The sequence below is a fragment of the Acinetobacter sp. YH12108 genome (assembly GCF_013419055.1).
Lineage (GTDB): Bacteria > Pseudomonadota > Gammaproteobacteria > Pseudomonadales > Moraxellaceae > Acinetobacter.
This window is the reverse complement of record NZ_VPAW01000015.1, coordinates 31,356-55,322: the sequence shown is the minus strand read 5'-3', so window position 1 is coordinate 55,322 and position 23,967 is coordinate 31,356. Positions and strand designations below refer to the sequence as shown.

At 43.7% G+C, this 23,967-nt stretch carries 27 protein-coding genes; 9 read left to right on the top strand and 18 right to left on the bottom strand.

The genetic code is table 11. The annotated features are described in order from the left end of the window. The first annotated feature begins 20 nt into the window (after positions 1-20). Positions 21-836, top strand: a complete 816-nt coding sequence (locus tag FTU46_RS10825) for an arginyltransferase (RefSeq protein ID WP_005234302.1) — start codon at positions 21-23, stop codon at positions 834-836. Positions 837-863: 27 nt separating this feature from the next. Here FTU46_RS10825 and rimI read toward each other — a convergent pair whose 3' ends face one another. From rimI to FTU46_RS10790, 7 genes are all read right to left on the bottom strand, one after another. Beyond that, on the bottom strand, positions 864-1,322 hold the full coding sequence (gene rimI, locus FTU46_RS10820; RefSeq protein WP_180002414.1) for a ribosomal protein S18-alanine N-acetyltransferase: 459 nt from the start codon (positions 1,320-1,322) through the stop codon (positions 864-866). Between the two features lie 113 nt (positions 1,323-1,435). Further along, the gene (locus FTU46_RS10815) at positions 1,436-2,317 is read right to left on the bottom strand and encodes a metal-dependent hydrolase (protein WP_180104959.1); all 882 of its coding nucleotides are present in this window, start codon (positions 2,315-2,317) and stop codon (positions 1,436-1,438) included. A gap of 234 nt (positions 2,318-2,551) precedes the next feature. Next, positions 2,552-3,742 carry an elongation factor Tu gene (gene tuf, locus FTU46_RS10810; RefSeq protein ID WP_166139643.1) on the bottom strand — a complete coding sequence of 397 codons (1,191 nt, stop codon included), beginning with the start codon at positions 3,740-3,742 and terminating at the stop codon, positions 2,552-2,554. A 94-nt stretch (positions 3,743-3,836) separates the two neighbouring features. After that, on the bottom strand, positions 3,837-5,972 hold the full coding sequence (gene fusA, locus FTU46_RS10805) for an elongation factor G (protein WP_180104958.1): 2,136 nt from the start codon (positions 5,970-5,972) through the stop codon (positions 3,837-3,839). A 132-nt stretch (positions 5,973-6,104) separates the two neighbouring features. Beyond that, on the bottom strand, positions 6,105-6,575 hold the full coding sequence (rpsG, locus tag FTU46_RS10800; protein WP_004783282.1) for a 30S ribosomal protein S7: 471 nt from the start codon (positions 6,573-6,575) through the stop codon (positions 6,105-6,107). A gap of 180 nt (positions 6,576-6,755) precedes the next feature. Next, positions 6,756-7,130 (bottom strand): 30S ribosomal protein S12, encoded by a 375-nt coding sequence (rpsL, locus tag FTU46_RS10795; RefSeq protein ID WP_004783283.1) that lies wholly within the window; start codon positions 7,128-7,130, stop codon positions 6,756-6,758. A gap of 155 nt (positions 7,131-7,285) precedes the next feature. Further along, positions 7,286-8,788 (bottom strand): EcsC family protein, encoded by a 1,503-nt coding sequence (locus FTU46_RS10790; RefSeq protein WP_180104957.1) that lies wholly within the window; start codon positions 8,786-8,788, stop codon positions 7,286-7,288. A 275-nt stretch (positions 8,789-9,063) separates the two neighbouring features. Here FTU46_RS10790 and FTU46_RS10785 point away from each other — a divergent pair, with 275 nt between their 5' ends. Both FTU46_RS10785 and FTU46_RS10780 read left to right on the top strand, forming a co-directional pair. Continuing rightward, a complete protein-coding gene (locus tag FTU46_RS10785) occupies positions 9,064-10,293 on the top strand; it encodes a beta-ketoacyl synthase N-terminal-like domain-containing protein (RefSeq protein WP_005234293.1) in 1,230 nt (409 codons plus the stop codon). A gap of 23 nt (positions 10,294-10,316) precedes the next feature. Beyond that, positions 10,317-10,769, top strand: a complete 453-nt coding sequence (locus tag FTU46_RS10780) for a CopD family protein (protein ID WP_004783286.1) — start codon at positions 10,317-10,319, stop codon at positions 10,767-10,769. A 54-nt stretch (positions 10,770-10,823) separates the two neighbouring features. On the opposite strand, the gene FTU46_RS10775 is transcribed toward FTU46_RS10780, so the two are convergent. The 4 genes from FTU46_RS10775 to FTU46_RS10760 all read right to left on the bottom strand — a co-directional run bounded on the left by FTU46_RS10775 (position 10,824) and on the right by FTU46_RS10760 (position 15,224). Continuing rightward, on the bottom strand, positions 10,824-12,263 hold the full coding sequence (locus tag FTU46_RS10775; RefSeq protein WP_180002411.1) for an amino acid permease: 1,440 nt from the start codon (positions 12,261-12,263) through the stop codon (positions 10,824-10,826). 152 nt (positions 12,264-12,415) lie between these two features. Beyond that, the gene (locus FTU46_RS10770; RefSeq protein ID WP_180104956.1) at positions 12,416-12,778 is read right to left on the bottom strand and encodes a RidA family protein; all 363 of its coding nucleotides are present in this window, start codon (positions 12,776-12,778) and stop codon (positions 12,416-12,418) included. Positions 12,779-12,816: 38 nt separating this feature from the next. Further along, positions 12,817-13,929 (bottom strand): alanine racemase, encoded by a 1,113-nt coding sequence (alr, locus tag FTU46_RS10765; protein ID WP_180104955.1) that lies wholly within the window; start codon positions 13,927-13,929, stop codon positions 12,817-12,819. Positions 13,930-13,964: 35 nt separating this feature from the next. Further along, positions 13,965-15,224: a D-amino acid dehydrogenase gene (locus FTU46_RS10760; RefSeq protein ID WP_180104954.1), complete on the bottom strand. Its 1,260-nt coding sequence runs from the start codon at positions 15,222-15,224 to the stop codon at positions 13,965-13,967. Positions 15,225-15,364: 140 nt separating this feature from the next. Here FTU46_RS10760 and FTU46_RS10755 point away from each other — a divergent pair, with 140 nt between their 5' ends. Further along, positions 15,365-15,832, top strand: a complete 468-nt coding sequence (locus tag FTU46_RS10755) for an Lrp/AsnC ligand binding domain-containing protein (protein WP_004783295.1) — start codon at positions 15,365-15,367, stop codon at positions 15,830-15,832. Between the two features lie 124 nt (positions 15,833-15,956). Here the strand turns inward: FTU46_RS10755 and lysM are convergent, their stop codons facing one another. The 6 genes from lysM to FTU46_RS10725 form a co-directional block, all read right to left on the bottom strand. Then, entirely contained in the window at positions 15,957-16,466 is a 510-nt protein-coding gene (lysM, locus tag FTU46_RS10750; RefSeq protein ID WP_004783297.1) for a peptidoglycan-binding protein LysM, read from the bottom strand. A gap of 182 nt (positions 16,467-16,648) precedes the next feature. Further along, a complete protein-coding gene (gene acpP / locus FTU46_RS10745) occupies positions 16,649-16,885 on the bottom strand; it encodes an acyl carrier protein (protein WP_004783299.1) in 237 nt (78 codons plus the stop codon). An 86-nt stretch (positions 16,886-16,971) separates the two neighbouring features. Further along, on the bottom strand, positions 16,972-17,706 hold the full coding sequence (gene fabG, locus FTU46_RS10740) for a 3-oxoacyl-ACP reductase FabG (RefSeq protein WP_180104953.1): 735 nt from the start codon (positions 17,704-17,706) through the stop codon (positions 16,972-16,974). After that, positions 17,703-18,689, bottom strand: a complete 987-nt coding sequence (fabD, locus tag FTU46_RS10735) for an ACP S-malonyltransferase (RefSeq protein ID WP_034701605.1) — start codon at positions 18,687-18,689, stop codon at positions 17,703-17,705. Before fabD ends, fabG begins: the two co-directional genes overlap by 4 nt. A gap of 246 nt (positions 18,690-18,935) precedes the next feature. Then, complete coding sequence (gene rpmF / locus FTU46_RS10730; RefSeq protein WP_004783304.1) at positions 18,936-19,118, bottom strand: 50S ribosomal protein L32; 183 nt, start codon at positions 19,116-19,118, stop codon at positions 18,936-18,938. A 77-nt stretch (positions 19,119-19,195) separates the two neighbouring features. Continuing rightward, positions 19,196-19,753 carry a DUF177 domain-containing protein gene (locus FTU46_RS10725; protein ID WP_004783305.1) on the bottom strand — a complete coding sequence of 186 codons (558 nt, stop codon included), beginning with the start codon at positions 19,751-19,753 and terminating at the stop codon, positions 19,196-19,198. 99 nt (positions 19,754-19,852) lie between these two features. Between FTU46_RS10725 and FTU46_RS10720 the strand changes: the two genes are divergently transcribed. From FTU46_RS10720 to FTU46_RS10710, 3 genes are all read left to right on the top strand, one after another. Beyond that, positions 19,853-20,515 (top strand): elongation factor P hydroxylase, encoded by a 663-nt coding sequence (locus tag FTU46_RS10720; RefSeq protein WP_125278772.1) that lies wholly within the window; start codon positions 19,853-19,855, stop codon positions 20,513-20,515. Positions 20,516-20,599: 84 nt separating this feature from the next. Next, positions 20,600-21,217 (top strand): L-threonylcarbamoyladenylate synthase, encoded by a 618-nt coding sequence (locus tag FTU46_RS10715; RefSeq protein ID WP_004783309.1) that lies wholly within the window; start codon positions 20,600-20,602, stop codon positions 21,215-21,217. 38 nt (positions 21,218-21,255) lie between these two features. Then, positions 21,256-21,528 (top strand): hypothetical protein, encoded by a 273-nt coding sequence (locus tag FTU46_RS10710; RefSeq protein ID WP_125278773.1) that lies wholly within the window; start codon positions 21,256-21,258, stop codon positions 21,526-21,528. Positions 21,529-21,554: 26 nt separating this feature from the next. Here the strand turns inward: FTU46_RS10710 and FTU46_RS10705 are convergent, their stop codons facing one another. Next, positions 21,555-22,118: a hypothetical protein gene (locus FTU46_RS10705; protein ID WP_159123539.1), complete on the bottom strand. Its 564-nt coding sequence runs from the start codon at positions 22,116-22,118 to the stop codon at positions 21,555-21,557. A 448-nt stretch (positions 22,119-22,566) separates the two neighbouring features. Here FTU46_RS10705 and FTU46_RS10700 point away from each other — a divergent pair, with 448 nt between their 5' ends. Together FTU46_RS10700 and scpB are read left to right on the top strand one after the other, a co-directional pair. Beyond that, a complete protein-coding gene (locus FTU46_RS10700) occupies positions 22,567-23,361 on the top strand; it encodes a ScpA family protein (protein WP_180104952.1) in 795 nt (264 codons plus the stop codon). Then, positions 23,358-23,948 (top strand): SMC-Scp complex subunit ScpB, encoded by a 591-nt coding sequence (gene scpB, locus FTU46_RS10695; protein WP_180104951.1) that lies wholly within the window; start codon positions 23,358-23,360, stop codon positions 23,946-23,948. Before FTU46_RS10700 ends, scpB begins: the two co-directional genes overlap by 4 nt. The last annotated feature ends 19 nt before the right edge of the window (positions 23,949-23,967 follow it).

The following is a 23,967-nucleotide window of genomic DNA, read 5'->3' as shown; positions in this document are numbered from 1 at the left end:
AATAACAGAGGGCACTTGTTATGAACTCTTATCAACCACAGTCCCTGCTGAACGATTTACAGTATTATATTACGCCGCCGCATGATTGTAGCTATCTGCCGAACAAGTCCGCGCGCATGGTTTTTCTTGATCCAGCGCATCGTATTGATGTAGTGACGCTGTCCGAGCTTTCTCGTACCGGTTTCCGTCGTAGTGGTGATTTTGTCTATCGGCCTGAATGCCACCTGTGCCGTCAATGTTTATCTTCACGTATTCCTGTTCATGAATTCCAAATGAACAGCTCGCAAAAAAAAGCCTGGAAACGTAATCAGGATTTGACGGTTAAAATTACCCATCCTGAACAGGCCACAGATATACATTACGCCCTCTATGAACGTTATATTAATGAACGTCATGCAGATGGTGATATGTATCCACCTAGCCGTGACCAGTTCGAAAAGTTTTTACTGCAAAGCTGTACCGATAGTTTCTTTCTGGAATTATGGAAAGATGACCGTCTCATCAGTGTATCGACTTGTGACCTGCTCGATGATGGCGTTTCAGCGGTGTATACTTTCTTTGATCCTGATGAGAACCGCCGTTCCCTTGGTGCCTTTGCGATTCTGAAACAGATTGAGCACACTCAAAAACTTGGCTTACAGTTTGTTTATCTGGGCTACTGGGTGCCACATTCAGCCAAAATGAACTACAAGTCTCAATACCTGCCACTTGAATTATTGATTGACGGGCAATGGCGCCGATTAAACCGCACCCTTACCCCTGTGGAGATTGAACATCTGGGAAACTCCTTGATGACGACCTTGCCTAGCGGATGGAATAATCCCATCATCAAGTAATTTAGTCGTCAAATAAGAGCTGGAATATTATTTAAACAGGCTGGCAAAATCATCAGTACAGGACTTCACCATAATAATGGCATGTTCCCGAGTGCCATTCGAATTCGGATAATAGTTCTTGCGCAGATCAATCTGATGAAAACCGGTTTTTTCATACAGTTTAATTGCAGCAGTATTGCTTTCCCGTACTTCCAGAAAGATTTGTACTGGACTATTTTTCAATAATGCAATTGAGGCATCTAGCAACTGATAACCTAAACCTTTGCCCTGTTGCGCAGGATCAATTGCCATCAGTAATAAATTGGCTTCATCCAGCACCGGCTGTAAGATGCAGAACCCTACGACTTGCCCCGCCTGTTCAATCACAGTGCTTTGATAAGCAGTAACAGCATCTTCAAATTGTTTAAAGGTCCAGGGATGGGATTGTACTTTGGTTTCAATCTTGGCAACGGCTGGTACATCCGCAGCTTGCATCAAACGAATCATCTTCGTTCATCTTATCTAGAATTAACCTCCGCATTATAGAAACTTTATTTAAAAAATCGAGCAAAAAAAAGAGCAACTTAGGTTGCTCTTCAGTCTTTTAATCTAGTTTCAAATTAAAGGCCCAGTTTTTGTTTCCAGCTTTGCAATAAGCTATGGGTGTCATGATCATTTGGATGAAAACCAGGTTTAAAGTACATCAACATTTCTTTACCCATACCGGTAATAATTCCTTTAGATGGGCTATAACCATAAGTATAAATTTCTTTCAAAGATTGAAGGCTTAACTGACGGTCTTCTTTCAATAAACGCAATACGAAGTAGCTTTGTACAAAGAATAGCGTGACCATCGCTGCAACCAGTGAAGTGGTACGCAGTAGATAAGATTTTAAACCTTTACCGAAAACACCTTCGAATACATCATAGGCCACGGCCTTATGTTCATTCTCTTCAATTGCATGCCAGAGCCACATGGTTTTCATGGTGTCATCTTTCATCAGTTCCTGAATATGCTGATTGGTCAGTAACTGAGATGCAATGGTCGCAGTAAAATGTTCTAGTGCAGTCGTCGCAGTGAGGTCGACCATTTCCTGGGTAATACCAACTGGCTTACCGACTGCCGCAAAGATTTTGCGTGCAGTTTGAATGACTCGGTCAGTATAATGATCTAGCGTATCAACGTCATGGCCATGGCGTTGCGCTGAGGCATTAAAGCCAACATGTTCCTGGGTATGCATGGCTTCCTGACCAATAAAGGCAGAAATTTCTTTTTGCAATGCTTCATTGTCTTTAATTGGTGGGTGCTGACGTACAGCGCGAACAGAATCAATAAAGAATTTTTCGCCTGCCGGGAATAGTGCAGAGAGTGCAGTCATAAAGTGAGTCAGTCCTGCTGAACCATTCATCCAGTATTCTGACACCTGATCAAAATCAAAACTCATACGACGTACCGGAAAACTTGCACCTGCACGGTTGGTAATTTTCACTTGAGCATTCATACACTTACTCCCATCAGTTCTATATAGAGCTGAAATCTAATTATTAAAATTCTTATAGTTATATTACTGCGTTGAATTTTTCACATAAGGGCAGATAAGGTCAGTGAAATATCACTTAAGGACAGCTTGTAAATATATTGTTAGACAATTTAAATATGCTTGAAAATGAGTAGGTTGAATTTACAGATATAAAAAAAGCGTCCCAAAGGGACGCTTTTTTCACACAATCAGCGATTATGCAGTTACTTTAGCAACTACACCAGCACCAACTGTACGACCACCCTCACGGATCGCAAAACGTAGACCTGGGTCCATTGCGATTGGGTGAATTAGTTCTACTGACATTTCTACGTTGTCACCAGGCATAACCATTTCAACGCCTTCTTTCAAAGAAATCGCGCCAGTTACGTCAGTTGTACGGAAGTAGAACTGTGGACGGTAACCATTCAGGAATGGAGTGTGACGACCACCTTCGTCTTTAGAAAGTACGTATACTTCTGCATCGAATTTAGTGTGCGGTTTGATAGAACCTGGTTTAGCAAGTACTTGACCACGTTGTACGTCTTCACGTTTAGTACCACGAAGCAAGATACCACAGTTCTCACCAGCACGGCCTTCGTCAAGAAGTTTACGGAACATTTCAACGCCAGTTACAGTAGTCTTAACTGTGTCTTTGATACCCACGATTTCAACTTCTTCACCAACTTTGATGATACCAGTTTCAACACGGCCAGTTACAACTGTACCACGGCCAGAAATTGAGAATACGTCTTCGATTGGCATCAGGAATGCTTGGTCGATTGCACGTTCTGGTTCTGGGATGTAAGAGTCAAGAGCTTCAACAAGCGCAACTACTGCTGGCTCGCCGTATTGGCTGTCATCACCATTAAGTGCAAGAAGAGCAGAACCACGGATTACAGGAGTATCATCACCTGGGAAGTCGTAAGTAGAAAGAAGTTCACGAACTTCCATTTCAACCAGTTCAAGAAGCTCTTCGTCGTCTACAAGGTCGCATTTGTTCAAGAATACAACGATGTAAGGTACACCTACCTGACGAGAAAGCAGGATGTGTTCACGAGTTTGTGGCATTGGACCATCAGTCGCAGCACATACAAGGATCGCACCGTCCATCTGAGCAGCACCAGTAATCATGTTTTTAACATAATCGGCGTGGCCCGGGCAGTCTACGTGAGCGTAGTGACGAGTTGGAGAATCGTATTCTACGTGTGAAGTATTAATTGTAATACCACGTGCTTTTTCTTCTGGTGCAGAGTCGATTGCAGCGTAGTCTTTCGCTTCACCACCGAATTTTTTCGCACATACAGTTGCAATCGCAGCTGTTAAAGTTGTTTTACCATGGTCAACGTGACCAATTGTGCCCACGTTAACGTGTGGCTTATTACGTTCAAACTTAGCCTTAGCCATGTTCATCTTCCTTTGTAGATTACTCATGCAGTAAACCTGCATGAGTATTAGATTTTAACTATAAATTTAGTTAGGCAATATAGTAATCGAAAGATTACTCGTCGTCACCTTTTTTGCCGCCAGCTTGGAACTTAGCAATGATGCCTTCAGCCACGTTACGTGGAGTTTCAGCATATTTAGCAAATTCCATAGAGTAAGTCGCACGACCTTGAGACATAGAACGCATGTGAGTTGCGTAACCAAACATCTCAGAAAGTGGAACTTCAGCACGGATTGCTTTAGTACCGCCAGGAAGATCGTCCATACCTTGAACCATACCACGACGACGGTTTAAGTCACCCATGATATCGCCCATGTAGTCTTCTGGAGTTTCTACTTCAACTTTCATGATTGGTTCAAGAAGAACAGGATCTGCTTTCATGAAACCGTCACGGAAGGCATAAGAACCCGCCATTTTGAACGATAATTCGTCAGAGTCGACATCATGGTAAGAACCGTCGAACAATGTCGCTTTGATGCCAACTACTGGGTAACCAGCAAGGACACCATTCTTCATACGTTCTTGGATACCTTTGTCAACCGCACCGAAGAATTCTTTCGGTACTACACCGCCGACAACTTCTTCAGCGAACTCGTAGTCTTTACCAGATTCAGGGTCCATTGGCTCAAGACGTACGTATACGTGACCAAATTTACCTTTACCACCTGTTTGACGAACGAATTTACCTTCTTGTTCAACAGATTTTTTGATCGTTTCACGGTAAGCAACCATTGGTTTACCAATGTTTGCTTCAACGTTGAACTCACGTTTCATACGGTCAACGATGATGTCAAGGTGAAGCTCACCCATACCAGCAATAATTGTTTGACCAGATTCTTCGTCAGTACGTACGCGGAACGATGGATCTTCTTTCGCCAAACGACCTAAAGCAACTGACATTTTTTCTTGGTCAGCTTTAGTTTTAGGCTCAACTGCAAGTGCAATTACTGGCTCTGGGAATTCCATACGCTCTAGTGTAATTACGTGGTTTTCATCACATAATGTATCACCAGTCGTTGTATCTTTAAGACCTACACATGCCGCGATGTCGCCCGCACGAATTTCTTCGATGTCGTGACGGTCATTTGCGTGCATCTGTACGATACGGCCGATACGCTCACGTTTCATTTTTACTGGGTTATAAACCGGGCTACCCGCTTTCAGAACACCTGAATAAACACGTACGAACGTTAAGTTACCTACGAATTTGTCGTTCATGATTTTGAACGCAAGCGCAGAGAACGGAGCATCGTCAGACGCTTCACGAGAACCTTCAGTTTCGTCTTTGTCGTCTAAGATACCTTTGATTGCTTCAACGTCAGTCGGCGCTGGAAGGAATTCAATTACTGCGTCCAACATACGTTGAACACCTTTGTTTTTGAACGCCGAACCACACATCATCGGTTGAATTTCGTTTGCAAGCGTACGCGTACGTAAACCAGCTACGATTTCTTCTTTCGTCAAATCACCTTCTTCAAGGTATTTGTCCATAAGCTCTTCAGATGCTTCCGCAGCTGCTTCAACCATGTTTGTACGCCATTCATTAGCAGTATCAACTAGGTCAGCTGGGATGTCGCCATATTCGAACTTCATACCTTGAGATGCTTCATCCCAGATAATCGCTTTCATTTCGATAAGGTCAACAACACCTTGGAAGTTTTCTTCAGCACCGATTGGAACAACGATTGGCACTGGGTTAGCACCCAAGCGAGTTTTCATTTGTTCAACCGCACGGAAGAAGTTCGCACCAGTACGGTCCATTTTGTTCACGAACGCAATACGAGGCACTTTATATTTGTTCGCTTGACGCCATACAGTTTCAGACTGAGGTTGTACACCACCTACAGCACAGTAAACCATACACGCACCGTCAAGAACACGCATAGAACGCTCAACTTCGATTGTGAAGTCAACGTGTCCTGGGGTGTCAATAACGTTAATACGGTGTTGTTCGAACTGGTTGCCCATACCTTTCCAGAAGCATGTTACAGCTGCTGAAGTAATGGTAATACCACGTTCTTGCTCTTGTTCCATCCAGTCCGTAGTTGCCGAACCTTCGTGAGTTTCACCTAGTTTGTGGCTCTCACCTGTGTAGAACAAAATACGTTCAGAAGTCGTTGTTTTACCAGCGTCAATGTGCGCTGAGATACCAATGTTACGGTAACGAGAAATTGGGGTTTGACGAGCCATGATTTCTTGCATTCCTAAATTTTGTTGTTTAAAACAGGACGCTTTAAGCTGCTGGGCAGCTTAAAGCGCTTTGATGACAAACTAGTGACAACTAAATTCATCACCCTCCTGATTAGGTCCTGTTTTAACCGCTTAGAAGCGATAGTGAGAGAAGGCTTTGTTGGCTTCAGCCATACGGTGCACATCTTCACGTTTTTTAACCGCTGCGCCTTTACCTTCAGCTGCATCAAGCAACTCGCCAGCAAGACGTAAAGCCATAGTTTTTTCAGAACGCTTAGCAGCAGCATCTACTAACCAACGCATAGCCAAGGCAGTACGACGGGATGGGCGCACTTCCATAGGTACCTGGTATGTAGCACCACCAACACGGCGTGCTTTTACTTCGACCATAGGACGAACTTTTTCAAGAGTAGTCTCGAAAAATTCAACTGGGTCTACTTTAGATTTTTCTTGAACGCGGTCTAAAGCACCGTAAACGATACTTTCAGCAATAGATTTTTTACCATCTTGCATTACGTGGTTCATGAATTTAGCGATTGTTTGGCTGCTGAACTTAGGATCCGGAAGGATTTCACGAGCAGCGACTACGCGACGTCTTGGCATTTTAAAACTACCTATAAATATGACACTTCAGGTTAATCCAGCAGTAGCACAAAGTGTCGTGTGCATTCGCTGGCCTTACTACACGTCGCTTGAATTTTCACAAAATTAAATGCAGAAATCAGACAAGCGAGACGATAAAGGATTGCAGTTCTAGCGAACTAAGAGCTTAATCTCGAAAGATTATTTCTTAGGACGTTTAGTACCGTATTTAGAACGAGCTTGGTTACGATCTTTAACACCAGCACAGTCTAAAGAACCACGAACGGTATGGTAACGTACACCTGGTAAGTCTTTAACACGACCACCACGGATAAGAACAACACTGTGCTCTTGCAGGTTATGGCCTTCACCACCGATGTAGCTAGAAACTTCGAAACCTGAAGTTAAGCGAACACGGCAAACTTTACGCATTGCTGAGTTAGGTTTTTTAGGTGTAGTTGTGTAAACACGTGTACAAACACCACGGCGCTGTGGACAAGCCTTCAACGCAGGAACTTTAGATTTTTCAACTAAAGTCGTACGACCCTTACGGATCAACTGATTTGTTGTTGCCATGTGGCAATTCTCCCGTTAATAAAAAGCCCCAAAAAAATACTACTTTTTGAGGGCATGCAATTGTATGTCAAGATGCAAAATCGGTCAATATGCCGGAGTCAGGCAAAACACGATCGCATCTCGACTTTAAGCGTTTATTTTATGGTGAAAATCATTCATTTTTTCGATTTCGTGGCAGCATTTTTTGTAACATCTTCCGTAGTTTCCTCAGCTTGCGTTTGTTTGTCTGCAGTCTCGGAGTTTTCTGGATTGTTTGTATCCGTCTCTTCTTCAGCGGCTGCCTGTAACATTTCTGTGTCATTTTCCTGCAAGCCGAGCTCTTCTTCTAGGGCTGCATCTGCATCAAAAGAATCTTTTGGAATAGCCGGTTTTTGTTCCTGTCTAGCGTCGGCATGTTCAACCAGTTTATCGGTCAATTCATCCAGACCTTCACTGACCTTTTCATCTTTTTTCACTTCAGCTTCTTCCGGGCTCAAGCTTTCCCGCTCTTTCTTAACCAGTTTGACTTGCTTGATGGTTTGATTGCCTTCAATTGGGATTTCTTTATCCAGAATTGGCTTATCTTTATCAGCGGCTGAATGATCAAGATTTTCCATCAGCTTCGGGGTCGCCTGCTGGAGCAGGTCAACTGCTTTTTCATAGGCAGCATATGGCGACAAACCTAGATCCTGATGCTGCTGCAAATACTGACGAGCATGCGAGAATACTTCTTGAGCTTTCTGGTTCACATCATTCACAAAGCGATGGCTATAGACTGCACTAATCCCTGCACTTGCCAATGGAGTCAGTTTGGTTAGCTGCTCTAATAAAGACAGTTTCGGAAAATGGTTCATCCATTCCCACTTCATGCTGCCATCCTGATTACTGAGCCATTTTTTCAGTGCTTCTATATCGTTGCTTGATCCAAGCATAGTCTGCAACTGGGAAAGGTCATGTGTCTTTAAAGTACTGCTCAGCGCTTTAAGCCCCATCAAGAGTGCTTGTTTTTCTGCAATCAGACTGAGATCAATCTGTCTAAAGATATGCTGTACGATTTCCTGATCGTCTTCCTTGCTCAAATCAAAACCATAAGAACGTCCCACTTGATAGATGGTACGCAGTGCCATCAGTAAAGAAGCTGGAATATCAATCGCAGTTCCCAATACCCCAGTGACACCACTTACCGCACCTTGTACTGTCGCCATCCATTTATTTTGTTCAGCAAATGCCTGAGAAATGCGTTGAGAACGCGTAGTATCCTGAGTTAATTCTTCTAGATCCTTCGCCCCTGCTTCATTCAGAATGGCATCAACCGAACTCATCTGGTTGCTGAACTGATTCAGGTGATTATAAAAGTAATCAGATACTTTGTCGGCCAGCTGGGGAGAAACAAAATGCGCGACATTATTCACGGTATTAAAACGACGGCCCAGCAGCTGACGGGAAACATTTGGAAGATGTTCGCGTAGCATGTCTTTGGGATTTTCATATTTTTTTGAAGCAAAAGGGCTTTTGACTTTTGCCGAGCCATCAACAGCATGATCGGTATTGAAGGTTTTAGTCACAGAATCTGGTGCAACATGATTTAACAGCTCCAAACCTGTTGAACTGAACTTTTTCGCCACTCCAAAGGCATTCGAAATCAGACCATTAGATTGTTTATTATTAGCATTTACCATTTTTTACCTCAGCATGCACGTGCTTGTATTTGGTATAAATACTAGGTGTAGTCAGCATTTATCTCAACCTTATTCTGTTTCATTTAGTAAAAGCTCTACACAGTACTTTATAAACTCAACCTACTGTCACACGGCATAACATTTGCCATAAGATTTCAAAAATCTTTCTGCTATGATGTTCTGCATTGTGAAATAGGGGTTAGCGCTATATTTTGCTGTCTTATCAACGCTAAATATCTCCCGCTGCCCCAGAGATAAACTATAAGGATCTGTAGATGAAACGTGTTGTCATCACTGGTATGGGTATTAACTCGTGCATTGGTAATACATTAGAGGATGTGAATCACTCTTTACAAAACGGGATTTCAGGAACACGTTTTAATCCGACTTATGCTGAACTGAATTTCAAGAGCCATGTGAGCGCTGCTGCTGAACAGGATTTTGATGGTATTGACCGCAAGCTGAAACGCTTTATGGGCGTTTGTGCAATGTATGCCTACAACGCCGCTGTGGCTGCCGTTGAGCACGCAGGTTTAAAGCAGGAAGACCTGGCGAATAATCCACGTTATGGTATTGCCGGTGGTTCAGGTGGCAACTCGACAGCTTCTGTAGTAGAAATGACAAAATTGCTGGAAGAAAAAGGCGCACGCAAAGTTGGTCCATTCTTCGTACCACGCAACATGTCGAATACCATTACAGCAAACGTCGGTGTCGCATTTAAATTACAAGGGATTGCACACTCGATTACTAGCGCTTGTGCAACTTCTGCCGATGCAATTGGTTATGCTTATAACCTGATCCAACTGGGTAAACAGGATTTAATGCTTGCCGGTGGTGGTGAAGAAGATCACTGGTCTCAAAGCCTGCTGTTTGATGCGATGGGTGCACTGTGCTCTAAATACAACGACACACCTGAAACAGCTTCTCGTCCATATTCAGCAGACCGTGACGGTTTCGTGATTGCTGGTGGTGGCGGTTTCGTGGTGCTTGAGTCTTTAGAACATGCTCAGGCACGTGGCGCGAATATTCTGGCTGAAGTTGTGGCTTATGCAGCCAACTCTGATGGTGCTGACATGGTTGCTCCATCTGGCGAAGGTGCAACACGTTGTATCCTGATGGCTCTAGAAGAAGCCAAACAGCATGGTGTAGATAAAATTGACTATGTGAATACACATGGTACTTCTACCCCAGCAGGTGATGTTACTGAACTTAAAGCTATGGCACGTGCCTTCGGTGAAGGTCAGGTTCCTCCACTCAGCTCGACTAAATCTATGACAGGTCACAGCCTGGGTGCTGCAGGTGTACAGGAAGCGATCTACTCTATCCTGATGATGCAAAATGACTTTATTGCACCAAACATCAATGTGACTGAACTGGATGAAGGCGCAAAACCATTTGATATCGTACTTGAAAAACGTGACGCAAAATTGAATACTGTGATGAGTAACAGTTTCGGTTTCGGCGGCGTAAATGCTTGTCTCGTTTTCAAAAAATGGGAAGGCTAAGCCGCCCATTTTAGGGTGACTTGATGGATGCTCCTTCTGATGCTTTCTTGTGGGTAAAAGCATTACATATTATTGCTGTGGTTTGCTGGTTTGCTGCATTGTTCTATCTGCCACGGCTTTATGTCTACCATGCCATGAGCGAAGATGTCGTAAGTCATCAACGCTTTGAAATTATGGAACGCAAGCTGTATCGCGGGATTATGTGGCCAGCTATGGTCGCCACGCTGATCACAGCACACTTTCTAGTCGATTGGGGTGATGCAACGCGTCATTACCATGAAGCCTTATGGTTCTATCTGAAAGTCGGCTTGGTTGGCTTGCTAGTCATTTACCATTTGGTATGTGGTTATTATCGTAAGAAACTGATGGAAAATGCCCATTACAAGTCACACAAGTTCTGGCGCTTCTTTAATGAAATGCCAACGCTGATTTTATTTGCTGTGGTGATTTTAGTGGTGGTAAAACCTACTTTCTAAAATTCCCTAAAATAAAAAATCCCCGATTGATCGGGGATTTTTTATGTCTGCACTTTATTCTCCGGAGAGAATTTGCTGACATTTACGAAGACGTGGTTTATACAAAGTATGATAGGTAGCGAACAAAATCACCAACCACAGCGGACTAATCATCAGTGCTTTCATGGTATCTGCTTCCAGACTTAAAATAACTAAGGCAAAGAACAAGAAGATCAGCACCAGATAGGACATCCAGATTCCGCCCGGCATTTTGAAGGTCGAAGTGGCATGTTTTTCAGGTTGCTGTTTACGGTAACGGATATAACACACCATAATCAGCCCCCAGATACTGATAAACAGAATCACACAGAGTGAGCTGGCCAGCGTAAAGGCTTCCATCGTGTTCGGTACAAAGTACTGGAAAGCTGCACCTGCCATAATAAAGGCACAAGAAAATAACAGACCTTTAGCCGGAACTGCGCGACTTGAAAGCTCAGCCAAAGCCTGAGGTGCCTGACCATCACGTGCCAGACCAAACAGCATCCGGCTGGTAGAGAACACGCCACTATTCATGGAGGACATCACAGAAGACAGCACCACCAGATTCATGATAATGGCTGACACTGGAATACCCGCATGCAGGAAAAGGGTCACGAAAGGGCTTTGATCAGCAGGAATTTCTACCCACGGTGTTACAGACATAATCACCAGCAGAGACAATACATAGAACAGGATGATTCGCGTAGGAATCGCATTCACTGCTTTAGGCAAGTTCTTTTCCGGATCCTTGGTTTCAGCCGCCATCGTACCCAGCAACTCTACCCCTACAAAAGCAAACATCGCAATCTGAAAACCAGCCAGAAAGCCCATTGTGCCCTTAGGGAACATACCATCATAGGCCCAGACATTGGTCAGGCTGGCAGCCGATCCACTTGGTGCCTGGAAGTCGCTGAAGATCATATATCCGCCAATCACAATCAGGCCCAGAATCGCCAGAATTTTAATCAGGGCGAACCAAAACTCGATTTCACCAAACAGCTTCACGGTCAGCAGGTTAATTCCCAGTACCAGCAATACACAGCCCGCACTGATCATGGCCTGTCCCATGGGTGTAAAAGCCATATCGGGTGGCAGCCAGAAATTCAGATAATTGATAATTGCCGCTAAGTCGGCAATACCGACCAGAATCCAGCCCAGCCAGTACGACCAGCCAATATAATAGCCAGCCCCCGGACCAATCAGGTCATGCGCCATATCAATGAAGGATTTATAGTGCAAATTGGATAACAGGATTTCCCCTAATGCACGCATCAGGAAAAAGAACATGGCTCCAATAATCATGTAGATAAACAAGATTGAAGGCCCTGCCAGTGCAATCGTTTTACCAGAACCCATAAACAGGCCTGTACCAATGGCACCACCAATGGCAATTAACTGCAAATGGCGGTTAGAGAGCTTACGTTGTAATTCATGGGGAGATGATGATGCATCATCTTTAGAAGAGGCTGTATTCATATTCGGTTCCTTTTTCACATCAAGCCTTCGCTTATCTGATCGGATTTCTTCCTGAAATCCTGATTGCAGATGCAGTTTCATTTAATGGATTAAATGATCAGGCCAGATGTGCTTACAAAATCAAGTTGGGAGATATAAAAATCTGAAACAACTTAAGGGAGCGCTGCAATCACTGCAATTTCAATTAACCAGGCGGGATTCACCAGATCCGCCTGAATGGTTGCGCGTGCTGGTGTACCACATCCCTCGAGCCATTCAATCCAGAGCGCATTGACGGTTTGAAAGTCTTCCAGGTTTTTAACAAAGAGCTGTGCAGATAACAGACGGCTTTTGTCTGTACCTGCCAGTTTAAGGAGTTGATCAATCTTCATGAGCACTTCACGCGTTTGACCACGAATATCTAGACTAGTGCTGTCCGGCACCTGCCCTGATAAATACACGGTTTGATTGTGAATGATGACAGCACTCATGACCTGATTACTGTTCAAACGCTGAATATGTGCATGTTCCGTCATAATTTTATCCTCTCTTATTTCTAGTATTTGTTTAATCTTTAGCTTTCAATCTGTACAAGCACACGTTGGGTGATGGCACACATCAGCTCATAGCCAACCGTACCTGAACCCGCGGCCACTTCATCAATCGGTAATACTGTGCCGTGAATGGATTGTCCCCACAGCACAACTTCGCTACCAATCTGCGCATCAGGTACAGAACCTAGATCAACCGCCAGCATATCCATACTGACGCGACCGACCGTTTGGGTTCGAATCCCATCTACCAAAACTGGTGTTCCAGTTTGTGTGATTCGCTGATAACCATCCGCATAACCACAGGCCACAATTCCAATCTGCATATCCTGCTCAACTATAAAAGTAGAGCCATAACCGATGCTGTCTCCTGCCCGAACCTGCTGAATTGCGATCAGTTCGCTACGCAAACTCATGGTCGGCTTTAAGTTCCAGTGATCAATCGTATGGGCGGGATAGTCAGGTGAGCTGCCGTAAAGCATGATGCCGCTACGTACAATGTCTGACTGTATATGCTGATGATGACGCAGAATGGCAGCACTATTACTGAGTGAAGTTTTGCCCGGCAGATTTTGAATGGTTTCGGTAAAGACCAGCTGTTGATGTTCAATACCTTCCTGTCCAAGGCGCATGCCATCCGCATCGGAAAAATGTGTCATATGACTGATGGAGCATACTTGCTTAATATTTTTTAATTCCTGAAAAGCGACACGATACTGCTCAGGTAAAAAACCCAGTCGGTTCATTCCGCTATTCATTTTTAAAAAGACATCAAACTGTACGTCTGGTTGTAAGTCGACAAAGGTTTTTAACCATTCCAGTTGATGCTGGGCATGAATTGCAAAACTTATCCCGTACTTGGCGCAGTCGAATAAATCTTCAAGGCCAAAAATGCCTTCCAGTAACAATAAGGGTTTGTCACAGCCTAAGGCACGCAAACGCTTTCCTTCAGTAAGATCTAGAAAGGCAAAACCATCAGCACTTTTTAATGCGGGATAAACCCGCTCAATACCGTGCCCATAGGCATCAGCTTTAACCACTGCAAAGACCTGGCTTTGAGGTGCGCAGGAACGTGCAACTTGCAGGTTATGTTGCAATGCCTGTTGATGAATCACCGCGTGTATTGGACGTGGCATAAATTTCTTCCCTGAAACTGATAATCCTTAAAAGCTTAAGCAACCTGCTGATAACGATTCAGCGACAAGCCTTCAGTACTAATCTCAGGTGCTTGACCCAGTACCAGATCACTGATCAGCTTTCCTGAACCACAGGCCATGGTCCAACCTAGGGTACCGTGTCCAGTATTTAGGAACAGGTTATTAAAGCGTGTTGGTCCAATAATTGGTGTGCTATCTGGAGTCATTGGACGTAAGCCGGTCCAGAAACTGGCCTGCGCCATGTCACCACCCGGGAACAGGTCACGAGTGACCATTTCCAAGGTTGCACGGCGATCCTCATTCAGGCCCAAATTAAAGCCTGTTAGCTCTGCCATACCACCGACACGGATGCGCTGATCAAAACGAGTCAATGCAATCTTGTAAGTTTCATCCAGCACAGTCGATTGTGGTGCATGAGTCTGATCCACAATTGGAATAGTCAATGAATAACCTTTGACTGGATATACCGGCAGATCCAAATGTAACGGCTTCAGAAAATCACGGGAATAGCTGCCGAAAGCCAGTACATATCTATCTGCGGTCAACACCTGACCATTGACCAGTACACCTTTGATCTGGTCGCCTTCAAATAGCAGTTTTTCAACATGCTGGTTAAACTTGAACTGCACGCCCATGCCTTTGGCATAATTGGCCAGCACATTGGTGAACAGGTAGCAATCACCGGTTTCATCATTGGGCAGATGTAAACCGCCCACCAGTTTATCTTTAGCTTCAGCCAGTGCCGGTTCAACTTTGGCTAGCTGTTCACGATCCAGCAATTCAAAATCCACGCCGGTTTCTTTCAGCACTTCGATATCACGTTGCACTGCATCGAGCTGTGCTTCCTTACGAAAAATCTGCAAGGTTCCTTTAGAACGGTTTTCATAAGAAATGCCGATATCACGACGTAGATTACGTAAACAGTCACGGCTATATTCAGCGACCCGCACCATACGTTCTTTATTCACTGCATAATGCTGGGCATTACAGTTTTTCAGCATCTGAGCCATCCACTGTAACTGCCACAGACTACCATCGACATTAATCGCCAATGGTGCATGATGCTGAAACATCCACTTCACTGCTTTAAATGGAATGCCAGGTGCTGCCCACGGTGTCGAATAACCAGGAGAAATCTGGCCTGCATTACCAAAACTGGTTTCTTCAGCTGGACCTGCCTGACGGTCAAGGACAGTCACTTCTGCTCCCTGCTGCGCAAGATAGTAGGCACTTGTTACACCAATGACACCACCACCTAATACAATTACGCGCATGACATTACCCTCAATGACATTTATAGTTTATTTCACCAGTATATTTTTGGATCAATAGTGAATTTCACTGTTTTAAACTGATATATTCAGCAAATTCACTAGATTTTTCGCGTCATTTTTAAAAATTAAGGGAATAATAGATGCGTAAATTAGACCGCATTGATCGCATGATTTTAGATATCCTGCAGCGCGATGGGCGCATTGCAATCAGTGAACTCGCCTCCCGAGTCAACCTCTCCACCACACCCTGTTCCGAGCGAGTGAAGCGGCTAGAACGCGATGGAATCATCATGGGTTACCATGCCCGGCTCAATCCGGAAAAGCTGGAAAAGAACCTGTTAGTGTTTCTGGAAATCAAACTTTCTGCCAAATCCGGTGATGTATTTGAACAGGTCGCGCGTGACTTAAGTGAAATTCCTGAAGTGCTGGAATGTCATCTGATTTCGGGAGATTTTGATTACCTAGTGAAAGCCCGCCTAAAGGAAATGAGTGCTTACCGGCGTCTGCTTGGGGATTTATTAAAAAAGCTCCCCTCTTCTGCTTCCTCACATAGTTATGTGGTGATGGAAGAAGTAAAGGAAAGTTCATATCTGGATGTAGGAATCTAATTCTGACCCGAGTTCAAGTGGTAGACACAACAAAACCCCATAAGGGGCTTTGTTGTGAACCGTTTATCTGAATCAGATAAGTTTAAAATAAAATTTTATTATTTATATTGATGATTATTTAAAACTAGGCAGGAATACGTAGTACCTGACCCGGGAAAATATCATCCGCATTTTTCAGTAAAGGGCGATTTGCCTCGAAAATCTTGTTGTACTGGTTGGCATCACCATAAAATTCTTTGGAAATTTTAGATAAGGTATCACCCGATTTAACCGTATAGAACTTACTTTCAGGTTCCGGATTCGCTACAGTCAGCTGGTCATCCACTTTAGCGACATGATCAACATTTCCTACCGCTAAAATAATCTTTTCACGATCCGCCTGACTTTGTACCTGTCCGCGTACGGTTGCCAGATCTGAGGTTGAGTTATAGCTGATCGACAATCCTGTAATTGGCAGTCCTAGGCTTTTAACATGGCCTAATAATTTGTTCGCTATTTCCTGTGCAGAAGGTTCAGCCGATGCTGCTTTAGGTGCAGCGGCAGGTGCCTGTTGAGTTGCTGCCGGTGTTTGTTGTGGCTCCGCAGCTGCAGTGTTCTTTTTACCAATGCCTTTTACAAAATCAAAAAGACCCATAGTGGACTCCATTCTTGTTATTCATCAGATCATTCTTATTTGTACAAGGAAAGCAGCAGATACAAAGTTAGTCATTGGTAAGCAAAAGGTTATCGATTGTAAAATCACCCTATATCTATTCTACAGGCACAAAAAAACCACCTTGCGGTGGTCTTTAGGTTCAGCAAAGCTGAAAATCAGTATTAACCAAGTTTTTTAGTAACATAGTCAATAGCAGATTGAACAGTTGTGATTTCGTTAGAATCTTCATCAGGAATAGTGATGTCGAAGTCATTTTCGAAAGACATAACAAGTTCAACTAGGTCTAGAGAGTCAGCACCTAAGTCATCCATGAAAGATGCTTCGTTTTTAATCTCTTCGACTTTAATACCAAGTTGTTCTGCAACCGCTTGTTTAACGCGTTGTTCGATATCGCTCACAGGAATTCTCCTCATTGCTTGTGGCGTTTTTAATGCCGTTAGTTTAATTGAATCTATAAAATTTGGAAAGTTAATACATGTGCCGTTTAGCTCATGTATAAACCACCATTAACGTGAATGACTGTACCTGTAATGTAACTGGCTTTGTCCGATGCCAGGAAACTTACGGCATTCGCGATATCTTGTGGATCACCTAAACGGTTTAAAGCCACTTGATCACTCATTTTCTTGCGAATTTCTTCACTTAACTGTTCAGTCATTTCAGTCGCGATAAAGCCTGGTGCAACAGCATTGACAGTAATCTGACGACTACCCATTTCTTTAGCCAGACTGCGACCAAATGCCTCAATACCTGCTTTGGCAGCTGAATAGTTCGCCTGACCTGGGTTAGCAAAATGCGCCACCACAGAACTGATATTAATGATACGGCCGAAACGCGCCTTGGTCATACCTTTCAGCACACGTTTCGATAAACGATAAACGGCTTTCAGATGGATATTCAAAATATCATCCCAGTCGTCTTCCGACATACGCAATAACAGGTTGTCTTTGGTAATACCGGCATTATTCACCAGTACCAGCACCGGGCCATAGTTTTGCTCAATATCGCTGACCAGCGCATCAATCGCAGCACCATCACGTACATCTAAAACTTTACCGGCACCATTTTCAGCAAATTGTGCAGATAATTTTTCAGCACCCGCTTCAGAAGTCGCAGTACCTACGACAAAATAACCGTCTTGAATTAATTGTTGTGCAATTGCAGCACCAATGCCGCGGCTTGCACCTGTCACCAAGGCAACTTTACGTTCCTGTGTCATGCAATTTTCCCTTCTGCCACCAATACGGTGTTCAACGCATCTTCCAGACGAGATTGAGTATCTAATGGAAGTGCTTTTTCGATATTCGGTAAACGTTTTGCCATATTGGCCAGTACATTACCTGGGCCACATTCTACAATGTACTCAACGCCTTCATCTTGAAGGAATTGTAGTGTTTTAGTCCATTGTACTGACTCATACAGCTGCTCAGTCAAAGCCTGACGAAGCTCACTCACGTCCGCAGCTGCTTTTGCGCCTACATTTTGTAATACAGGTATGCGTGGCATCTCAATGGCAGTTTGTTCCAAAGCTGTTGCGAACTGCTCAGCGGCAGGTTTCATCAGTGAACAATGTGAAGGAACTGAAACTGGCAGTGCAATCGCTTTACCGCCATTTTCTTTCGCCAGTGCCATCACGGCTTCTACACGTTCTTTATTACCGGCAACTACGACTTGCCCCTGAGCATTATAGTTGGCTGCTTCAACTGAACCTTCGCCTGCTGCTGTTGCTTGTGCACAAAGCTCGATCACTTTGGCATCATCCAGACCCAGAATCGCTGCCATTGCACCTACGCCTTGAGGTACAGCAGTTTGCATCAACTTACCACGCAGGTTCACCAGCTTGACTGCATCACCCAGACTTAAAGCACCCGCTGCAACTAACGCGCTGTATTCACCGAGTGAATGGCCCGCCATATATTTTGGTGCTACCCCACCCAGCTCTAACCATACACGCCATAATGCGATGGATGCTGTTAATAGTACCGGTTGAGTAAATTCGGTTTGATCCAGACCTTCACCCGTCTGTGCAATCTGCCACAGATCAAAACCCACCGCTTCAGATGCTTCAGCAAATGTATCGCGGATACCACTAAACTGTTCTGCAAGTTCAGCGAGCATGCCGACTTTTTGTGAACCCTGACCTGGGAACACAAATGCAGTTTTAGTTGCTTGAGCTGCTTGTTCGAGTTGTTTAGCAGACATAAATAAAATCCTTTCATTCAAGAGGTGCGAATCTTTTCTTAGACCTAAAAATTGGCCGATCAGATCACCTTACCCATTGTGGAGCGCAATTTAACACGTAATTTTGGCTTGGGTAATTGCCAAATACAACAAAAACCGCGACTTCACATGATGACCGCAAAACCTGTGCATAAAATCAGGCATAAAAAAAGGGAGCTTAACGCTCCCATTTTTTCTACTAAGCTTTAACGCTTAATACATCATCAATTATTCAGCAGATGCTTTAGCGAATAATTGACGACCACGGTAGATACCATCTTTAGATACGTGGTGACGACGATGAGTTTCACCAGTAGTTTGGTCTACAGTTAATGCATTCTCAGTTAAAGCGTCATGTGAACGGCGCATGTCACGGCGAGAGCGACTTTTACGGTTTTGCTGAACGGCCATGATGGCTCCTTACAAATATCGAAAAAATGGATCAGAACAAATTCGATTGTCTTATACGCATGAGTATAACACAAAAATTAGTTAAGTTTACCCTTCAAAGCTGCCAAAACTTCAAACGGATTATCCCGTTTTTCTTCAACAACTTCTTCTGCGGCAGGTTGATGCTTATGCTCACAAACGTCATGCTTAGGAGACAGCGGCATCAACAATAACAATTCATCTTCTATCAGTGCGAGTAAGTCAGCGGTGGCAGGTGCATCATATGAACCTTTCGTCGTTGCTTCACTTTCACCTAAGACGATGAAATCAGCATCCTCATCCAAGCGCTCTATCAGTGACTCATCATCCACCAGAGCTAGATGAAAATCTGAAACGAGTTCGATTTCAACGGTCTCCAGACAACGCTGGCATTCCATTGGAACTTTCGTTTCAACATGACCATCCAACCATGCAATGCGATGATAGGCATCCATTGATAGCTTACAGTCTATGTTAATCAATTGATCATCAATTGATCCAACAGCTTCACGAGCAATACGAACAAAGCGGGATAAAGGCAGTTGACCTGACCATTTAAAGCCCTGTTCAGCCCATTTAAACGGCTCAATCTGTGCCGGAAAGGTATTTGCTGACATAATTAAGGCGGCAATTCTACAAATTCATCAGAACTCTGTCAAAGATTAAGATACAATTTTGTACTTATTTTTAGACAGACCAATTGGGTAATTTCAGTCATGCATCTGTTGCAGCCGCAAACAGAAGTGAATGTTTCATCACTCGTTAGCACACTTTCAACCTCCGATTCTGACAGCTCACTACAGCAAGTGCAACGCTTACCGTGGGCGAATTTATCCTCAGAAGCGGAACAGGTTGATTGGCTCATCTTACACTTTAATCACTGGTTTTCCCACCTAAATGTCACTTTAGTCCGTGGTGAGTTTGAACCGGAGTATTTCCCGGCAACAAAAGATAGCCCTGCCCGGATCCAGTTTGCGCATGGCTTCTTTAATAGCGCCCTGCATGAAATCAGTCACTGGACGATTGCCGGTGACAAGCGCCGTTTGCTACCAGATCTAGGTTATTGGTATGCGCCAGATGGTCGCACCAAGGAACAGCAGGCATTATTTGAGCAGGTCGAAATCAAGCCACAAGCGATTGAATGGATGTTTTCCAAAGCATTTGGCCGTAAGTTCCGTGTGTCCCTGGACAATTTAACCGGCGATGGTGGCGATGGCTCCAGCTTTAAAGATAATGTTTATGCTCAGGTACAACGCTATTTTAGTGGTGAAGCCAAACTGCCACGTGATGCCAAACGTTTCATTGATTGTATCTGTGTCTGCACCCGTGCGGGCAAAAGTTTACAATCTGATGAATTTCAACGTGAAATGCTTGATTAAATTACACAAATCTACCTGTTTGTCATTGTTACTTTATACAAAGGCATTTCATAATAAGTTTAGGGCAGGTTGGGAGGAATATTTATGCTGCATTTACGTGTACACCCGGATAATCCGCAAGCTCGTCTGATCAGTCAGGCAGTAGAACGTATTCGTGCCGGTGATGTTGTGGTTTATCCGACCGATGCAGCCTATGCGATTGGCTGCCAGATCGGGAATAAACATGCGATGGAGCGAATCGCACAGATTCGTGGTCTAGGACCTAAGCACCAATATGCCATTATCTGCTGTGACTTATCCGATCTTGCGACTTATGCCAAAGTCGACAATGCCGTCTATCGTTTGCTGAAAAATAATACACCTGCTGTGACCACGTTTATTCTTCCGGCAACCAGCGAAGTGCCTAAACGTTTAATGCATCCAAAGAAAAAAACCATTGGTTTGCGTATCCCTACCAATCCTGTGTGTCAGATGCTGCTTCAAGAGCTGGGCGAACCGCTGCTCACTTCAACGCTCATCCTGCCAGACCAGACGGATCCTTTAGATGATCCTTATGACATTGAAATGCAGCTTGGTAAGCGTATTGATGTGTTTATCGACAGTGGACTAGGCACATTAAGTACGACTTCTATTGTGGATTTATCAGGAGATCAGCCTGAAGTGATTCGTCGTGGTGTTGGTGATGTCAGTGCTTTTGAATAAATAAAGCTGCTTCTAATGAAGTCTCAGAAGAAAATAAAATGGATTTGTTTTATATCCTCCTGAACCTGAATGAATTTCCTGCCGATCATCTGATCTATGCTGAATTGCCTTGGACACTGGAATCCAAGGCAATATCTATCGATAAAAATTCCAAGCCAGAATTAAATCTGAATATCAACAATATTGAATACTCATACTTTCTTGAGATCGCGATGGCAAGAAAACTTCTACAAGTTTATTCAACAAGCAATGTTTGTCTGGCAGCTACCTGCCAACGTATCATCGAATATGTATTGCGAGAGCAGAATTAAAATAACCTTATCACGCATGCCAAGATTTAATAGCTCGCTGCACGCTCCTGAGTAGATGTACTGACCGCTGGTGCAACCGAAGGAACTTGATTATTCAAACTTGGCATTGGGGGGAACGGATCACCTTCTTTATAATGTTTTAACTGCAAGAAGTTTGGACATTCCGACAGTTTTTGCTGATGAGTTGCAAGTTCAGCACCAAACCTGTTTTTGACTGAAACATGAAAAGTGATTTGATCCTCTTCAAGCACATTCAATAACGCAGTCCGGGCTGTGGATTCCATAGTCCTAAAAGAATCAATAGAATTACAGCTCATGGTTTTGACCATTGCAGTAACACCGTCGGGTAAATCTTTGCCCGTATAAAGCGTATTACGCATATAGAAACGAATATGAGGATACTGGTCCAGTACGCTAAAATCCAGTTTCATGGCCTGCATCACTGGTTTGGCCTGCTCGACAAAGCTTGAAAAGCCGCCAGACTTCAGATTGGTACGCATTTCATTTTCAAGCTGCATGAGCTGATATTGAGGATAGCCCCAGAATACCCCTAAGCCGATGACGCCGATTAACACAAGTATGATTGGCATTTTTATAATTAACCTGATCTATGATTGTTATTTATCAATATTTTTTTGGCTATATTAGTTTATTTTTAGGCGATAGATAACTGTTTTTTCTTATTTTTATCACATATTTCCTGATGAGCTTTAACTCAGTCACTATTTAATAGGTGTTGAGAATCTTTTAAAAATTTTCTATATGAAGTTACAGTTTCTTAAGCCACCCAGACTATATTGTATTTAATTTTAGCTAATATGCTGTTTAATATCAGACTTGTGCATTTTACCAAATTAAAAAAATAAAATTTCTCCTAAAATAAATATGGTTTTTTTGCTTTTGAATGCATATCTATTTTATTTAACGACAATTTTCCAGTACAATGCCAACTACTAAATTATGTGCTTTTTCTCCTGACAAGAGCTCGGGGAATAAGCCATTTCATGCCTTTGAAAATTCGCGTGGCTTATAATTGTAATGACTCAAATGCCCCATAACGCTATGGAATCTGCTCCAAACATCCGGGTTCTGGATGAATGGCAAAATACGATTCCAGAGGATCTGTATATTCCTCCAGCAGCGTTTGAAATTCTGTTAGAACATTTTGAAGGCCCCCTCGACTTTTTAATCTACCTGATCCAGAAAAATGGTTTTGACCTGTTACAGGTTGATATCGCGCCGATTGCCTCCCAATATCTGTCCTATATGGATGCGATGAAATCCCTGAATATTGAGCTAACCGCGGATTATATGGTGATGGCTGCTTTACTGGCCGATCTCAAATCCCGTTTATTGCTGCCTAAACCGAAAAGCGTGGCTGCGGTTGAACAGGATCCGAAACAGGATCTGATTGAGCGTCTGGAAAATTATTTACGGATTAAGCAAGCTGCGGAACGTCTGGGTCAGATGACGATTCTGGAACGTGATACCTTTCAGACCAATGTTCACTTAGGCGAGTTTATCCAGCCGAATGAAGGTCATAGTGCTGATCTGCTACGTGATGCCTTGCTTTGTGTCTTTAACCGCCCTGAACCTGTCATTCATCAAGTGCAACAGGAGCCTGTTTTACTAGAAGAGCGGATTGCCTATATTGAAAGCTGTCTGGAATCCGGTGAAGTCTTGTCTTTTGATAACTTACTCAAGCCAAGTCAGGGACGCATGGGTGTAGTCGTGACCTTTATGGCCGTGTTGGAACTCACCCGCCAGCAAAAAATTCAAATTATTGCCTCAGGTGTTGAGGCACCGCTCGCAATTCAAGGAGCACACGCATGAACACAGACCATAATATCTCCTTGTCTGCGGAAGATAATCTGCATGAAATTCTGATGCAGCTGGAAGCCATTATTTTTGCCAGTGACTCCCCAGTTTCCTTAGCTCGACTGAAAGAAGCATTTCAGGATCGCTATAACAAGCAGGAGCTGCGCCAGTATTTACAACAGCTTTCCATGCTGATGCATGGCCGTTCTATTGAACTGGTTGAAACTGTGCAAGGTTACCGTTTTCAAGTGCGTGTAAAATATCGTAATATTATTGCACAGACCTGGCCCGAGCGACCGACACGCCTGTCACCTTCATTACTGGAGATGCTTGCGGTGATTGCTTATCATCAGCCAGTGACCCGAGCTGATATTGAACAAATTCGTGGTGTCACGAATAACAGTCAGATTTTGCGTACGCTGTTTGACTGGAACTGGATTAAAGAATCCGGCTTTCGTGAACTCCCTGGAAGACCTGCGTTGTTAGTGACAACGCCACAATTTTTAAATGCGTTTGGCTTAAATTCTTTAGGCCAATTGCCTCCCCTGCAGGATGCCAAGGAAGCTTTTATGGCGCTCGATGCGAATGCACCGAAGTCATAAATAGGTGAACTGTTGAATA

Excerpts from the sequence above, each read along its gene's own strand:
- FTU46_RS10825 (WP_005234302.1), top strand. The coding sequence starts at position 21 with ATGAACTCTTATCAACCACAGTCCCTGCTGAACGATTTACAGTATTAT.
- rimI (WP_180002414.1), bottom strand. The coding sequence starts at position 1,322 with ATGATTCGTTTGATGCAAGCTGCGGATGTACCAGCCGTTGCCAAGATT.
- FTU46_RS10815 (WP_180104959.1), bottom strand. The coding sequence starts at position 2,317 with ATGAATGCTCAAGTGAAAATTACCAACCGTGCAGGTGCAAGTTTTCCG.
- tuf (WP_166139643.1), bottom strand. The coding sequence starts at position 3,742 with ATGGCTAAGGCTAAGTTTGAACGTAATAAGCCACACGTTAACGTGGGC.
- fusA (WP_180104958.1), bottom strand. The coding sequence starts at position 5,972 with ATGGCTCGTCAAACCCCAATTTCTCGTTACCGTAACATTGGTATCTCA.
- rpsG (WP_004783282.1), bottom strand. The coding sequence starts at position 6,575 with ATGCCAAGACGTCGCGTAGTCGCTGCTCGTGAAATCCTTCCGGATCCT.
- rpsL (WP_004783283.1), bottom strand. The coding sequence starts at position 7,130 with ATGGCAACAACAAATCAGTTGATCCGTAAGGGTCGTACGACTTTAGTT.
- FTU46_RS10790 (WP_180104957.1), bottom strand. The coding sequence starts at position 8,788 with ATGGTAAATGCTAATAATAAACAATCTAATGGTCTGATTTCGAATGCC.
- FTU46_RS10785 (WP_005234293.1), top strand. The coding sequence starts at position 9,064 with ATGAAACGTGTTGTCATCACTGGTATGGGTATTAACTCGTGCATTGGT.
- FTU46_RS10780 (WP_004783286.1), top strand. The coding sequence starts at position 10,317 with ATGGATGCTCCTTCTGATGCTTTCTTGTGGGTAAAAGCATTACATATT.
- FTU46_RS10775 (WP_180002411.1), bottom strand. The coding sequence starts at position 12,263 with ATGAATACAGCCTCTTCTAAAGATGATGCATCATCATCTCCCCATGAA.
- FTU46_RS10770 (WP_180104956.1), bottom strand. The coding sequence starts at position 12,778 with ATGACGGAACATGCACATATTCAGCGTTTGAACAGTAATCAGGTCATG.
- alr (WP_180104955.1), bottom strand. The coding sequence starts at position 13,929 with ATGCCACGTCCAATACACGCGGTGATTCATCAACAGGCATTGCAACAT.
- FTU46_RS10760 (WP_180104954.1), bottom strand. The coding sequence starts at position 15,224 with ATGCGCGTAATTGTATTAGGTGGTGGTGTCATTGGTGTAACAAGTGCC.
- FTU46_RS10755 (WP_004783295.1), top strand. The coding sequence starts at position 15,365 with ATGCGTAAATTAGACCGCATTGATCGCATGATTTTAGATATCCTGCAG.
- lysM (WP_004783297.1), bottom strand. The coding sequence starts at position 16,466 with ATGGGTCTTTTTGATTTTGTAAAAGGCATTGGTAAAAAGAACACTGCA.
- fabG (WP_180104953.1), bottom strand. The coding sequence starts at position 17,706 with ATGACACAGGAACGTAAAGTTGCCTTGGTGACAGGTGCAAGCCGCGGC.
- fabD (WP_034701605.1), bottom strand. The coding sequence starts at position 18,689 with ATGTCTGCTAAACAACTCGAACAAGCAGCTCAAGCAACTAAAACTGCA.
- rpmF (WP_004783304.1), bottom strand. The coding sequence starts at position 19,118 with ATGGCCGTTCAGCAAAACCGTAAAAGTCGCTCTCGCCGTGACATGCGC.
- FTU46_RS10725 (WP_004783305.1), bottom strand. The coding sequence starts at position 19,753 with ATGTCAGCAAATACCTTTCCGGCACAGATTGAGCCGTTTAAATGGGCT.
- FTU46_RS10720 (WP_125278772.1), top strand. The coding sequence starts at position 19,853 with ATGCATCTGTTGCAGCCGCAAACAGAAGTGAATGTTTCATCACTCGTT.
- FTU46_RS10715 (WP_004783309.1), top strand. The coding sequence starts at position 20,600 with ATGCTGCATTTACGTGTACACCCGGATAATCCGCAAGCTCGTCTGATC.
- FTU46_RS10710 (WP_125278773.1), top strand. The coding sequence starts at position 21,256 with ATGGATTTGTTTTATATCCTCCTGAACCTGAATGAATTTCCTGCCGAT.
- FTU46_RS10705 (WP_159123539.1), bottom strand. The coding sequence starts at position 22,118 with ATGCCAATCATACTTGTGTTAATCGGCGTCATCGGCTTAGGGGTATTC.
- FTU46_RS10700 (WP_180104952.1), top strand. The coding sequence starts at position 22,567 with ATGACTCAAATGCCCCATAACGCTATGGAATCTGCTCCAAACATCCGG.
- scpB (WP_180104951.1), top strand. The coding sequence starts at position 23,358 with ATGAACACAGACCATAATATCTCCTTGTCTGCGGAAGATAATCTGCAT.